The organism is Reichenbachiella agariperforans, from assembly GCF_900142205.1.
GTDB classification, from domain to species: domain Bacteria; phylum Bacteroidota; class Bacteroidia; order Cytophagales; family Cyclobacteriaceae; genus Reichenbachiella; species Reichenbachiella agariperforans.
Map to the genome: position 1 here is coordinate 138,201 of NZ_FRAA01000010.1, position 14,031 is coordinate 152,231.

The following is a 14,031-nucleotide window of genomic DNA, read 5'->3' on the forward strand; positions in this document are numbered from 1 at the left end:
AGGACAGCAAATGTTATTCAACTCCTATTCTTTCATTCTTTTTTTCCTAATTGTATTCACCTCCTATTGGGTGATATTCAAAAACAGCCTCAAGTATCAAAACACCCTGATCGTAATAGCTAGCTATATATTCTATGGCTGGTGGGATTGGCGTTTTTTGTTTCTTATTGCTTTTAGTTCTATTTTGGATTACTTCATTGCTATCGGTATTCATAATAGCAAATCAGACAGTAACAAAAAACTGTTTCTCTTCACTAGTCTTTTTGTTAACCTTGGCTTACTAGGGTTCTTTAAATACTATAATTTCTTCATTGACAGCTTTTCAACTGCCCTAACTACTTTAGGATTTCAAAGTAACGTCACGAGTCTTAACATCATATTACCCGTAGGTATCAGCTTTTACACGTTTCAAACACTCAGCTATTCGATTGATGTGTATAGAGATAAATTGAAGCCTACTCCTAATTTTATCGCCTTCCTAGCCTATGTCAGCTTCTTCCCTCAATTGGTAGCGGGGCCCATAGAGAGAGCCACGCATCTCTTGCCTCAGTTCCTAAAAGAACGAAGATTCAACTATAATGCATCTATCGACGGCTTGAAACAAGCGCTATGGGGTTTCTTTAAAAAAATGGTGATCGCTGACAACTGTGCTGAATTTGCCAATTTGATTTTCAACAATCATCAAGATTATCAAGGATGGGCACTAACACTAGGCGCTATCTTCTTTGCTTTTCAAATCTATTGTGACTTTTCTGGATACTCAGATATCGCCATTGGCACAGCCAAACTATTGGGATTTGACCTCATGACCAACTTCAAATATCCTTACTTCTCTAGAAATATTGGTGAATTCTGGCGAAGGTGGCATATTTCCTTATCTACTTGGTTTCGAGACTATCTTTACATCCCCCTTGGAGGTAGTCAAATGGGGACACTATTGAGTATTAGAAATATTTTCATCATTTTCATAGTCAGTGGTCTTTGGCACGGTGCTAACTGGACTTTTGTAGCTTGGGGAGCATTAAATGCATTTTATTTCCTTCCTTCCTTTCTTTCAAAACAAAACAGAAAGCACCTTAACACCAATGCTCAACTAAAAGAGCTACCTGCTATGCTATTTACCTTTCTGCTCGTCACCACGGCATGGATTTTATTTAGGGCAGAATCATTGACTGAAGCATTGAGTATTTATCAAAACATCATCATAAGCATCCCAGATTTCACTTCTATGAAACAAGCAGGTGCCTTAATGTTTTATGAAGCCAATTACACGCTTGCTCTGTTGACGCTGTTTATGATTATAGAATGGCACGGGCGAAGAAATCCCTACCCTATCAAGACAACATTTGCAAAAAAGTCCGTTTTTGTTCGCATGTCATTCTATGCCTTCCTCATATCCCTAATAGGGATTTACTTTGTTGCTGAGGGGACACCGTTCATTTATTTCCAATTTTAGAATGAAATCGTTAATCACAAAAATATTGACCTTTTTACCCATTTTAGGCGTGGTTTATTGCGTCATGGTCATAGCGCTAGCCAACACACCTATTCACTATCACTTTAAGAAGAACCTACGCACTGTAAAAGGTGGCTATGGACACATGCATTCGAGAATAGAAGAGATAAATACTTTAGACTCCATTGACATTCTAGTAGTTGGTTCTTCGCATGCATACCGAGGATTCGACCCTAGGCTAATTCATGTCAATAATCATTCGATTTTCAACCTTGGTTCAAGCAGTCAAACGCCTATTCAAACAGGACAGTTACTCAAGACATACGTCCCAAAGCTAAACCCTAAAGTCATTCTTTATGAAGTTTTTCCCGCGACTTTTTCTAGTGACGGAGTAGAGGCTTCTTTAGACTTATTATCTAATGCCAAGATAGATTTCGAAGCATTAAAAATGGCCGTCAAGGTTGGAGATATCAGAACTTACAATGCGCTGATTATTTGCGCCTTTGACCAAATTCTCAACTTAAACAACAATTTCAAGGAGCCTAATTCAAAAAAAGGTGACCAGTACATTTCAGGAGGATATGTACAAAAAGAATTTAAAACCTTCTCCTCTCCAGACACAATAAAGCACGTCAATTGGGAAATAGAGCATAGACAACTTAACGCATTTATTGAAAACATTAAACACCTGAAACAAAGGAATATAAAAACAATATTGGTCTTTGCACCTATTAGTGAAAAGCTTTACTCAGACATTGAGAATTTAGCTTATTACGATAGCCTATATCGTTCGATAGGAGATAATTATTTAAATTTCAACACGATGCACCTAGGGCTTAATGACTCCTTACATTATTATGACCTGCATCATTTAAATCAAAATGGTGTTGAAGTTTTCAACCAGCAACTAACCCAAGAACTAGAACAATTAATATATTGAAAAAGAAAAAAGCTCTATTCGTCTTAAACAATTTGACAACTGGAGGTATTCAAAGTCAGGCTCTGCTCATTGCCCATTATCTAATAAATGACTTGGGGTTTGAAGTCGAATTTTGGGGTGTTAAAACAAAACAAAGCAACTACACAGACTTACTAGAGCGTGAAGGAATCAGCTACACCATGAATAGCTCAATCCCCTTTATATTTAGTGCTGGATATTTTGAATTGAATAAGTTTCAAAAGATTAAATACTGGCTTCAACAAGCTCGAACACTGAACAAAAAGTCATACTCCGTAATTTTTCCATTTGCCTGCCCAAAGCAAATAAACATTTTAAAATTACTTTCTCCGTCAGTTAAGGCTTCATTTTTCTTTGAGAGAGGTGGGCATGACAATCCCAAGAAAGAAACCCCTGATCTCTATGACCGGCTGGTTAAATTATCTAAGCCCGTCTATCTTGCTAATTCTTATCATGGAGCCAAGGCTTTCGCTATTATAAAAGGGCTACCAGAAAGTAAAGTAGAAGTAGTTCGAAATGCGCATTTCAGCAACGGATATGAAGGAGAAGTTGAAGACTGGGAAGCTCTAATCCCCAAACAAAAAGAAGGGTTATTTTTCACAATGATTGCCAATTTTTTCGAATACAAAGATCACGCAACATTAATTAAGGCATTTGGGGAGCTTATAAAAAACCACCCAAATATGCACCTTTTATTAGCAGGACTCGGAGGGCCACAGAAGTGTCATGACAGAAGCAATCATTTCATTGAGTTAGTAAAGAAAAACAACCTTTCAAACAACATACATTTCCTAGGGAGTGTCAAGAACACCAAAAAATTACTAAAGCTAACCGATGTAGGGGTTTTAAGCTCTGCCTCATCCGAGGGATGTCCCAATGCTGTTTTGGAATATATGCAAGCAAAACTCCCCATAGTAGGATCATCTATTGATGCCATAAAAGAGGTACTACCCAAAATACAGCATCCGTATTTGTTTGAACCAAGAAACGTTAAGCAATGCACCATCGCTCTCACTAAAATGATTCAAGATCACGAAAAAGAACATCTTAGTATAGGAACAACTAATTTTGACTTTTTGCAGGCTAATTTTTCATTACAGATGCTCACTGACAAGTATTTTTCAATTCTTACCAAGTACTCAAACATTATAAGTAACTGAATAAAATGAAAATACTTTCATCGATATCTTATAGAGGCAACAAGTACGGACTAAAACTTTACACTAAAATCCCAACAAAAGAAGACTACTCGAAAGTCATCATTATTGCTGCCAACCCAAGAGGAGGGAGCACTTGGTTAGAAGATGTTTTAGGACGCCTACGTAAATCTGTCTGCTATTATGAACCCTTAAATCCGTCTTATATCCCTGAATTGGCTGAAATGGGATTTTCGATGAGAAATCATATCCCACAAACGTCTATTGAGAATGACACTAAGGAGTACTTTAAAAAATTATTTCTAGGAAAGCTCTTCAACAACAGAATGACATTCCATCCAATGTCAAAAAAACAGAATATTTATGACGTAATCAATGCAAAAAAGAGAGTCTTTAAATTTTGCAGACTCAACTTAATGCTCCCTTGGTTAGTTGATACATTCCCTCAAATAGCTCCTCCTATCTTATTGTTACGCCATCCTTGTGCGGTAGTCGCCTCACAAATAAAATTTGGAAATGTAAATGGGGGCGGATGGAAACACGTCCATTCGCAACTGGGTTTTTTGTCACAAAAACATAGTGATTATTTTCAGCCATATCGCGCATTTTGCCTTTCTCTAAAACACAAAGAAGAGATACTAGCTGCTGTATGGTGTTTAACAAATAAATACCCTCTTGAGCATGAATATAATAACCGCCGATGGTTGACTATAAGCTATGAAGACTTACTATTAAACACCAATGATGTAATTAATCAAATTTGTTCTAAACTTAATATATCTAATGAGTTTGATATATTAGTCAACTATACAAGTCAGCATGTTGCCAGCAAGACCTCAATCAATAAGAAACAAATTGATAAGCACCTCCAATTGGAAAGCTGGAAACACTCCTTGTCAAACCAAGAAATCAACAACATCATGCGTGTCGTCAATTTCTTTGAAATGGATAAATTCTATAACAATAATCTAGTTCCTAATTACAAAGAACTTTACAATCAAAAATGAATAATCCTCTTGTTTCTATCTTACTACCCGCCTACAATGCGGCTCCATACATCAAAGAGGCGATAGATAGTCTTTTGAATCAAACTTATGAAAATTTTGAATTGTTGATAGCCGATGACGCATCTACGGATTCCACTAGAGCGATAATTGATTCCTACAAAGATTCCAGAGTAAAAACATTTCACAATTCCGTCAATCTTAAGAAACCAAGGACTGTTCAAAATCTATTTGAAAACTGTACAGGGGCAATAATAACCATACATGATGCAGATGACATTAGTCATCCAACAAGATTTGAAGAAATCATTCCAATATTTAAAAAGAGAACAGACATTTATATGTGTGGTCATGAAATAGAAAGAGTCACAGAAAAAGGTACTCCACTCGGCTTGTTCAGAAAAAAAGCAACTGACTCAGGAAAAATAATAGAAATGATGCGCAGGGACAATACTGATGGAGATGCTTCGGTCTTCATCAGAAGGGAAGTACTGGAGCAACTAGGGGTAATTTACAGGCCTTATTTCCAGAATAACATGGACTATGATCTAGCTCTTAGAATTATAGAAAATTACAAAACCACAAACATACAAAAGTCATTATATTACTATAGAAACGTTCCAAACTCAATATCCAAAGGTATCCCTACCTATCACAAATTAATCACTCAACAGGTAACACAACACCTTGCAAAAGAAAGAGAATCAGGGAAAAAAGACGCCCTCGAACGCGAAGACTTGGCATTTATCAAGGACCTTGAAAGAAAGTTTTCTCAGCCATACCTTCTAGATAAAACTTTGCACTTAAGAAAGATGGCTGAGTTTTTTATGTATGTAAAGATGAATAAATCTGCTATCAACTACATGTACTTAGCCATTAGACAAGAACCTTTAAAAATCAGTAACTGGCGAACACTACAATACTGTATAAGAAAAACACTCTTTAAGTTTTGAACATCCTCCATATCACCACATGGTACCCCACGCATAAAAATCCAAAATCTGCACTTTGGGTTCAAAGACACATCGAGGCTCTGGCGCAATCAAGATGCAAAAACACAACCTATCATTTAGAGGTCAACAAAGGAGATTTTCAACTGAGTCTTGGTAAACGCGAAATTCTTGGTAATAAAAGCTATAGACTAATCAGTTCGTTCTTGCCTTGGTTCTTGATGGAGGTTATCTCCATCATACTACTTTCTTGGATCCTATGGAAGGAACGAAATGGCAACTATAATCTCATCAACTTCCACATCGCCTACCCTAACCTCACCTACTGGCACTGGATCAAACGATGGGTCAAGACACCTGTAGTGATCACCGAGCATTGGAGTGCCTATCACGAAAACTTTGGGCTTGCAGATGCCAACAAATTACCGCGTATCCAGCATATTTTTCATCAGCAGATTCCCGTTATCGCAGTATCTCATGCTTTGATTCAGGACATCAAAAGCTTCAGCAATGCAGACTTCCCTTCCTATGTTGTCCCAAACATTGTAGACACTACTCTCTTTTTCCACAACCCCAATATCAAACCTACACCTCATCGGTTTTTCATGATCAGCCAATGGAAAACACCAAAAGACCCATTTGCAGTAATTGAAAGTTTTGCGCAGTATGTTTCTCAATTCCCAGAAGCAAGGCTAAGAATTGGAGGTTATGGCCCACAACTCCAAGAGATGCAAAATTTAGTAAAAAATCTATCTTTACCCCCCCATGTGGACTGGCTTGGAACACTTGACTCTAAGGACATTGCTAACGAAATGAATGCCGCCGCTGCATTTATCCACCTATCTAACTACGAAACTTTCTCTGTGGTCTGCGCAGAGGCTGTTTGCTGTGGCTGCCCAGTCATTGCTTCTAATATTGGCGGCATACCTGAGTTCATAGACAATAGTAATGGAGTATTAATTGACCATAAAAACAAACTACTTGATTCGTTATTGACTTTGAGCAACAAAGACTGGAATCGAAAAACATCTGCTACCACAGCAAATAAGAGATTCTCAATTATCCCAATAGGCATTCGATACTTGGCCTCTCTTTCATCTATAATTAAACAATAATTTCTCCTGCTCTTTCTATTTACCCCTAAACTAGACACCTCCAAGGCAGCCTTATCCCCAATACCACATCCAGATATTGACAAAATACTTCAAAATCCTGCACCCCGTCAAAAAAGTCTCTCATTGACTTTTCTAGCAATGTTCTTCCCCCTAATTTAAATCCTGACACTACTAGTAAACACCTGATTATCTTATCTATAGGACACATTTTAATCACGCTGTTTCTGCCAGAGTCACGATTATTTTTTTCACCTTAACAAACATGATTATGTCAAAAGACAGCTATGATGCATTGCTGCCTGAGATCGAAGCGATCTCTGATGCAGACACCAAAATTCCCAACATGCCGATAGACAAGTACGCCCAAGAGGCCGCCAATCTGGAAGTATGGAGCCTAGGCGACATCCCCGAACTCACGCCTGTGGGTGTCCCACAATCAACGTTCGATGCACTGCCCGCCCGAACGGGTGCCCTACGCCACGCCCAGAGTGTCTGGATGAAAGACCGGTATGGCAGAGAAGAAGCCCGACACCAGTGGGATACAGAGAGCCCACTGGTGATTAAGCTGAAAAACGAATTGGAACATGCCTTTCGTTATGGGTTTCGCAAACGTCCAGACCTGCTCGCCAAGGTACAGGTCATAGAAGAGGGTACAGGAAACGAAGATTTAGTCCAAGACCTGAGTGATCTCTCCGTATTGGGCAAAAACAACCTGGACTTGCTAACTAGCATAGGTGTCACGGCAGAAAAACTCGATGAAGCAGCGACCAAGAGTGCCGAAATGAGTGCACTACTAGCCGCCACGACGGGAGAAGCCGCCGAAAACAACAGTGCCAAAATTCTAAGAGACAAAGCCTACACGTTGCTCAAACAAGCCGTAGACGAGATACGCGCAGCAGGGAAATTTGTCTTCTGGAAGGATGCCAAACGCCTCAAGGGGTATAGAAGTGCCTACCACAGCAGATAAAACACGCCTCCTGGCATCCGGGAAGCATAAAAAGTCTCCCGGGACGCACGCTAACCCTCCCGGGAAAGGGTCAAAACCACCCGGGACGACCACTGACCGTTCCGGGACACTGAAAAATCACCCGGGGAAGAATAATATTTTGAATAAACTTAAATAATATCAATTTTTCGGAATATTATTCCCTAACAGTATGTTTTATAGACCTAACAGGTTTTGAAAACCTGTTAGGTCTTTTATGTATGAAACAGTTCAAAACCCACCGGCAGCAGAAATGCTAAGTAGCTAGCCTCGGCTCTCACCGCTGAGGGATAACCCGATCTAGTCGGGTTATGACGAGTTACGAGCCCCCACGTCATTACACGACAAGGACGAGGCACGAGGACGCAGATCGGGTAATCCCCCACTGACCGCAAAATGACAGAAAAGCCAACACCTGATCTCACCGATAGAGATAGCCCGATCTCACGTCGGGCTATGACGAAATAGCGGAAGGGGGTATGATAATGATCAGAAGCAGTAGACCCTTAATAAGTTAAACGCTCATCCCATCTCACTGACCTGATCAAACAAATCCACCCGATCAGGGTTGAACCCGTCGATCAGCTCCCATTTCCATTCTCGTTTATACTTCTTAAGTCGCTTTTCTCTAGCAATGGCACTTTTGATATCCGTGAAAATTTCATAATAGAGCAAGTCCACACAGTTGTACCTGTGAGTAAAGGCGGATCCATGACCTGACTTATGTTGATAGGCACGTGTATAAAGATCTGCCGTCACACCGATGTATAGCACCGTTCGATGTACGTTGGACATGATGTAGATATACCCTCCCTTTGCGCGTGACATGGATAAATATAATAATTTTCCTCATGGGACGAACCCGAAAAACAACCACCGTCATTACCCGACAAGGACGAGGCACGAGGACGCAGATCGGGTAATCTCCCACTAATCGCAAAATGACAGAAAAGCCAACACCTGAACTCACCGTCATTACACAAAAGGGCGAGGCACGAAATACAACCACCGTCATTACACGACAAGGACGAGGTACGAGGACGCAGATCGGGTAATCTCCCACTGACCGCAGAAGGACAGAAAAGCCAACACCTGAACTCACCGATAGAGATAGCCCGATCTCACGTCGGGCGATGACGAAGTAAGATCTGACTGACAACAAACAAGCTCCGTCTCTGAAACATCATCACCAAAAACCCACCGTCATTACCCGACAAGGACGAGGTACGAGGACGCAGATCGGGTAATCTCCCACTGACCGCAGAAGGACAGAAAAGCCAACACCTGAACTCACCTATAGGGGATAGCCCGATCTCACGTCGGACTATGACGGAGTAGGATCTGACTGACAGCAAACAAGCTCCGTCTCTGAAACATCATCACCAAAAACCCACCGTCATTACACAAAAGGGCGAGGCACGAAATACAACCACCGTCATTACCCGACAAGGACGAGGTACGAGGACGCAGATCGGGTAATCCCCCACTGACCGCAGAAGGACAGAAAAGCCAACACCTGAACTCACCGATAGGGGATAGCCCGATCTCACGTCGAGCTATGACGAAGTAGGATCTGACTGACACAAACAACCGAGGCAAACTTTCCCAAAGTTTGGAACTTTTGGAAAGTTTGAATCACCAAGTAATATTTATCTTGCAGCTTGATGAAACTCAGAGACCAAAACATCCTACTGATCTCTCCCGAACCTTGGGATCATATCTTCGTGTCGAAGCATCACTATGCACGACACCTCGCGGAGCGGGGCAACCGGGTAGTGTTTGCCAATCCTGCGGGGGACCGCTGGCAGTTGAAGGACTCTGGTGTTGCAGGCCTACAGGTGTTGGATTACCCCAAATTCGTCAAGGGGCTGAGAAAACTCCCGACTTGGGTGAGTCAGCGACTCATTCGTCACAAGTTGAAACAAATCGAAAAACACTGTGACCTGACATTTGATCTCATCTGGTCTTTTGACAATTCGGTATTCTTTGACTTTACCCTGCTGGACACCTACAACATTTCGCACATCGTCGATTTGAATCAGGATTTCGAAACCGCCAAAGCCGCTCGTACTGCTGATATATGTTTCTACACCACCCAACATATCGGTGACCGCCTTTCGCAGTTCAACCCCAACACCCGCTTCATCAACCATGGCTACAATGCCAAGCCCTCACCCAGTCCCAAAACACTACCAGGTGCGCACGCCACCAAGGTGCTCTATGCAGGCAATCTCAACATGCCCTATTTGGATTGGCAACACATGTATGAGGCTATCATCCAAAACGCCCAAGCAGACTTCATCTTCCTAGGACCCTTGATCAAAGAACAATCCAACCAAAATCCAACCTGGAAATACCTGACTGACCTACTCCACCACGAAAGAACATACTTTTTGGGCAAAGTCCCTGCTGACGAACTCCCCGCCTACTATGCCGCAGCAGACATCCTAACCATCTGCTACCAAGAAAAGCATCACGATGATCAAGCCAATCCCCACAAAATGATGGAGTATCTCGGCACAGGAAAGATGATCGCAGCAACCTACACAGAGGTTTTTGCCCAATACAAGTCTCCCATCCTATCCATGAGCCAAAGCAACACAGACTTTGGTCTACAAATCAGTGAGTGCATCATCCACGCCAAAGAATGGAGTGATGGGTCATGGCAACAAAAACGCAAAGCCATCGCCCAAGACAACAGCTACAGTCGACAAATCGATCGAATTGAAAAACTGACCCCTACTTCCCATGTCTGAATTGGTCTCGATCATCATGCCCGTGTACAATGCGGAAAAATACGTGGCAGAAGCCATCGATTCGGTCTTGGCACAAAGCCATACCAACTGGGAGCTGCTCATCATCAACGACGGCAGCACAGACCGATCTGCAGAGATCATCCGAGGGTATCAAGATCCACGCATTCATTATTTCTCTCAAAAAAATCAAGGAGTGAGTGCAGCTAGAAACGTAGGACTAGCCCACATGAAGGGCGACTACTTTTGCTTTTTGGATGGGGATGATTGCTTTCCTCCCGACAGTCTAGCGAATCGGTTGATGGTCTTCAAAAACAACAGCCAAGTGGCGTTTGTAGATGGACGAGTGAGTTCGAGAGACGAACAGATGACGCAAGAAGTCACCCAATGGACACCTAACTTTGAAGGAGAACCCCTCGAAGACTTGGTTTCCTTGACAGGAAAATCCTTTTTTGGCATCACATGGATGATCAAAAGAGAAACAGAAAAAAACTACGCCTTTGACCGAACATTGACACATGGAGAAGACTTATGGTTTTACATCCAAATGGCAAAGGGTAAGGAATATCGCTTCACAACAAGCACCTCCTACCTCAGAAGGCTCGTAGATGGCTCTGCCATGTCCAACCTCGATGGGCTTGCCAAGGGCTATACCGATCTCGAAGAGAAACTTATGTCTTTGAATCTTCCTTCGCAACTGATCAAGGCCTTTCGATCAAAAAGAAAAAGCATCATGCTAAAAAGCTACTTACGTGTAGGAAGACTATATTCAGCATTAAACTACTACTTCAAACCTGACAGATTTTAGAAACCTGTCAGGTTTTGTTGCATATCTTGCACACACGATGAACATTCTATTTTTCGGATACTGGGGAGCCAACGAAGGGCTCAGTCAAGCGACCATCAATCCACATTTGGAATTGTTGGCTAATATGGAATCCGTAGCGCGAATCAGCTATGTATCCATCGAGCGTCAAACGGAAACGCAATACCATATCCCCAACCACCCCAAAATCGAGCATTGTCCCTACATTTCGTTTCAAGGCATACGGCTTGTGTCCAAAGCAAGCGACTTCACTTTACTCCCCTTGTACCTGATCCGTTTGGTTCGTCGGGAGAAGATAGACTTGCTCATGTGCCGTAGTTCATTGGCAGGAGGCATAGGCTATTGGGTACATCGATGGACGAGAGTACCTTTCACCGTGGAGTCATTCGAACCCCATGCTGACTACATGAAAGAGTTGGGTATTTGGTCAAAATCTGGCATCAGTTACCGTTTGCAAAAACATCTCGAAGAAAAGCAGAAAAAGCATGCGCTCCACCTCATGCCTGTGACTCACGCGCACAAAAACAAACTCGTAGCAGAGGGAATCCCCACGGACAAAATATCCGTGATGCCCTGTGCTGTAGACCATGAACGCTTTGCCTACTCAGAAAGTGACCGAGAGACCCTCAGAAACCAACTGGGCATAGCTAGTACTGCAACTGTAGGCATCTACGTCGGAAAATTTGGAGATATCTACTGGGACAAAGAAGCGTTTACGCTGTTCAAAAGTGCTTTCTCCTATTTCGAAGAATTTCACTTGCTCCTACTCAGTCCGCATACCCAAGCTTTCGTAGAACAACGCTGCGAAGAGTTCGAAATCCCAAACAGCAAAGTACACCACAGTCTCGTGCCACATGCTGAGGTCCCTCAGTATCTCAGCGCGGCTGATTTTGCCTTTTCTACAGTTAAACCTACTCCCTACAGACGTTTTTGTTCCCCCATCAAAAATGGAGAGTACTGGGCCAATGGTTTGCCTATTGTCAGCCCTCAAGGGATAGGAGATGACAGTGAGATCATTCGAAATGAGAATGGCGGTGTAGTGACAGAGGACACTGGATCCGTAAATTGGCTTACGCTCAATCACTTAATTGTACCCAACCGGGCTACTCATATAGTAGAGTTGTCAAAAAAATATAGAAATTTGCAAATCGTTAGTAACAACTACAAATCCATTGTCAAAAAATAAGCCTTTATTCAATAGGATCAACAACAGAGTCCGACTTGAGGTCAAGCTCTTGCTTTTACAAGTCCTGCGGCTGTTCAAAACAATCAACCCCGAACAATCCATACTTGTTTTTAGCGACCCTAGGGGAGGTAGCACTTGGCTGGCAGAGCTCATCCATCATTTGGATCAATCGATCATATACTGGGAGCCACTACACCCCAAACATAACTCAACCATAAGGGAGATAGGATTTGGCTGGAGACAACATATTCCTAAAAACGCAGTTTGGCCACAGGCGAAAAGTGCATTTGATCAAATACTGAAATTAGCCCCCCTCAATGAATGGACATCCATGAGGTTTAGTGCCATTGACTATGTTAAATGCCAAACTCCCATTATAAAATTTTGTAGAGGAAACCATTTGATTCATTGGCTTTGTCAACAGTATACGTTCAAATACAAACCCGTTGTATTGCTTCGTCATCCCTTTGCTGTCGCGGCATCACAACTCAAGCAAGGTGGATGGGATCATGCCTTCAGTGAATTCATCATTCCACAAACCAAATACAACGACATTTATCTAGCAAATCAAGACTTCTTAAAAAATCTTTCGACCAAAGAAGAAAGCTTAGTAGCTACTTGGTGTATCACCAACAAAGATTTATTAGCCCCAAACAGCAATTGGCATACTATTTATTATGAATCTTTGATTACAAATCCAAAAGAGCATATAGAATCCCTTTTCTTAGATTGGGGAATGGAACTCCCTATTTCCATCCATCAATCATTTAACAAGGCAAGTGCTACGAGTGTCGATTTGGTCGAAAATGATTCTTCCAAACAACTTAACAAATGGCAATTTTATTTTGATGAGGGTAGCCTAGATAACATGCAAAAGGTATTGGATCACTTTGGCATCAATATTTATTCAAAAAGTTCGTTGTACCCTAGTATTTGAGAAATATGAAAATAAAAAAATCGTTCTTAACACTCTCTTTACTTGTGAGTCATGGTTTACCACAACGTATGTTCTCTCCAATAACACAGTAAAAATTACATTAATATAAGACAGGTAATGCAATGACTACTCGCTTTTATTATATGCTGGTCCTTACTTTCACGGTGTTGAGATTTTCTCAAGCACAATGCCCTACTCCCAATTTTAGTATCCCATCCTCTGTCTGTATTGGCGAAAACATCAGCATCACGAACTCCTCTGTCAATGCAGACTCTTTCCAGTGGGACTTCTGTAGCGGGACTGCCGAAAACCTAACTCTCGTAGAATCAATCGCTACAATCAACGAATTAAATAAATCTTTCGACTTAGCAACTGTCAATGATGGCTCTCAATTCGCTAGAATTTTTATCACTTCATCAGGCAATAACAACCTAATCAGAGGAGACTACTCCAATGACGATGACTCATTTACTTATACCAACCTAGGCAACCTCGTCACAGCTCCTACAGGAATCGACTTGTTTCAAGAAAATGGCACTTGGTTCGCTATCGTAGCCTCTAATGATGGACCTTTCTATAGACTAACCTTTACCGATGGCATCACAACCATCCCCGATGTAGAGACATTAACTGGACTAACTACCATCTCCCGTAACGGAGGTTTGAAAATCGTCCAACAAGGAGACGATATCTTTGCTATATCT

13 protein-coding genes are annotated in these 14,031 nt (G+C 41.7%); 12 read left to right on the top strand and 1 reads right to left on the bottom strand.

All coding sequences use genetic code 11. The features are described from left to right. Nucleotides 1–10 precede the first annotated feature (10 nt). From BUB99_RS18920 to BUB99_RS18950, 7 genes are all read left to right on the top strand, one after another. A complete protein-coding gene (locus tag BUB99_RS18920) occupies nucleotides 11–1,456 on the top strand; it encodes an MBOAT family O-acyltransferase (protein ID WP_073125234.1) in 1,446 nt (481 codons plus the stop codon). Between the two features lies 1 nt (nucleotide 1,457). Beyond that, nucleotides 1,458–2,396 carry a hypothetical protein gene (locus BUB99_RS18925; RefSeq protein ID WP_073125237.1) on the top strand — a complete coding sequence of 313 codons (939 nt, stop codon included), beginning with the start codon at nucleotides 1,458–1,460 and terminating at the stop codon, nucleotides 2,394–2,396. Then, complete coding sequence (locus BUB99_RS18930; protein WP_073125240.1) at nucleotides 2,393–3,574, top strand: glycosyltransferase; 1,182 nt, start codon at nucleotides 2,393–2,395, stop codon at nucleotides 3,572–3,574. The genes BUB99_RS18925 and BUB99_RS18930 overlap by 4 nt, the downstream gene beginning before the upstream one ends. A 5-nt stretch (nucleotides 3,575–3,579) precedes the next feature. Beyond that, nucleotides 3,580–4,578, top strand: coding sequence for a sulfotransferase (locus BUB99_RS18935; protein ID WP_073125242.1), 999 nt, complete (start codon nucleotides 3,580–3,582; stop codon nucleotides 4,576–4,578). Continuing rightward, nucleotides 4,575–5,528: a glycosyltransferase family 2 protein gene (locus BUB99_RS18940; protein WP_073125245.1), complete on the top strand. Its 954-nt coding sequence runs from the start codon at nucleotides 4,575–4,577 to the stop codon at nucleotides 5,526–5,528. The genes BUB99_RS18935 and BUB99_RS18940 overlap by 4 nt, the downstream gene beginning before the upstream one ends. Continuing rightward, nucleotides 5,525–6,640 carry a glycosyltransferase gene (locus tag BUB99_RS18945; RefSeq protein WP_073125247.1) on the top strand — a complete coding sequence of 372 codons (1,116 nt, stop codon included), beginning with the start codon at nucleotides 5,525–5,527 and terminating at the stop codon, nucleotides 6,638–6,640. The genes BUB99_RS18940 and BUB99_RS18945 overlap by 4 nt, the downstream gene beginning before the upstream one ends. Before the next feature lie 268 nt (nucleotides 6,641–6,908). After that, entirely contained in the window at nucleotides 6,909–7,607 is a 699-nt protein-coding gene (locus BUB99_RS18950) for a hypothetical protein (protein ID WP_073125250.1), read from the top strand. Nucleotides 7,608–8,147: 540 nt separating this feature from the next. Here the strand turns inward: BUB99_RS18950 and BUB99_RS18955 are convergent. Then, entirely contained in the window at nucleotides 8,148–8,453 is a 306-nt protein-coding gene (locus BUB99_RS18955) for a GIY-YIG nuclease family protein (RefSeq protein ID WP_073125253.1), read from the bottom strand. 836 nt (nucleotides 8,454–9,289) lie between these two features. Here BUB99_RS18955 and BUB99_RS18960 point away from each other — a divergent pair. The 5 genes from BUB99_RS18960 to BUB99_RS18980 form a co-directional block, all read left to right on the top strand. Further along, nucleotides 9,290–10,381, top strand: coding sequence for a glycosyltransferase family protein (locus BUB99_RS18960; protein WP_073125254.1), 1,092 nt, complete (start codon nucleotides 9,290–9,292; stop codon nucleotides 10,379–10,381). After that, nucleotides 10,374–11,186 carry a glycosyltransferase family 2 protein gene (locus BUB99_RS18965; protein WP_139281101.1) on the top strand — a complete coding sequence of 271 codons (813 nt, stop codon included), beginning with the start codon at nucleotides 10,374–10,376 and terminating at the stop codon, nucleotides 11,184–11,186. The genes BUB99_RS18960 and BUB99_RS18965 overlap by 8 nt, the downstream gene beginning before the upstream one ends. Before the next feature lie 37 nt (nucleotides 11,187–11,223). Further along, a complete protein-coding gene (locus tag BUB99_RS18970) occupies nucleotides 11,224–12,390 on the top strand; it encodes a glycosyltransferase (RefSeq protein WP_073125257.1) in 1,167 nt (388 codons plus the stop codon). Nucleotides 12,391–12,439: 49 nt separating this feature from the next. Continuing rightward, nucleotides 12,440–13,327, top strand: a complete 888-nt coding sequence (locus BUB99_RS18975; RefSeq protein WP_170863850.1) for a sulfotransferase domain-containing protein — start codon at nucleotides 12,440–12,442, stop codon at nucleotides 13,325–13,327. Between the two features lie 167 nt (nucleotides 13,328–13,494). After that, the coding region (locus tag BUB99_RS18980) for a hypothetical protein (protein ID WP_139281103.1) at nucleotides 13,495–14,031 on the top strand (537 nt) is incomplete at its 3' end.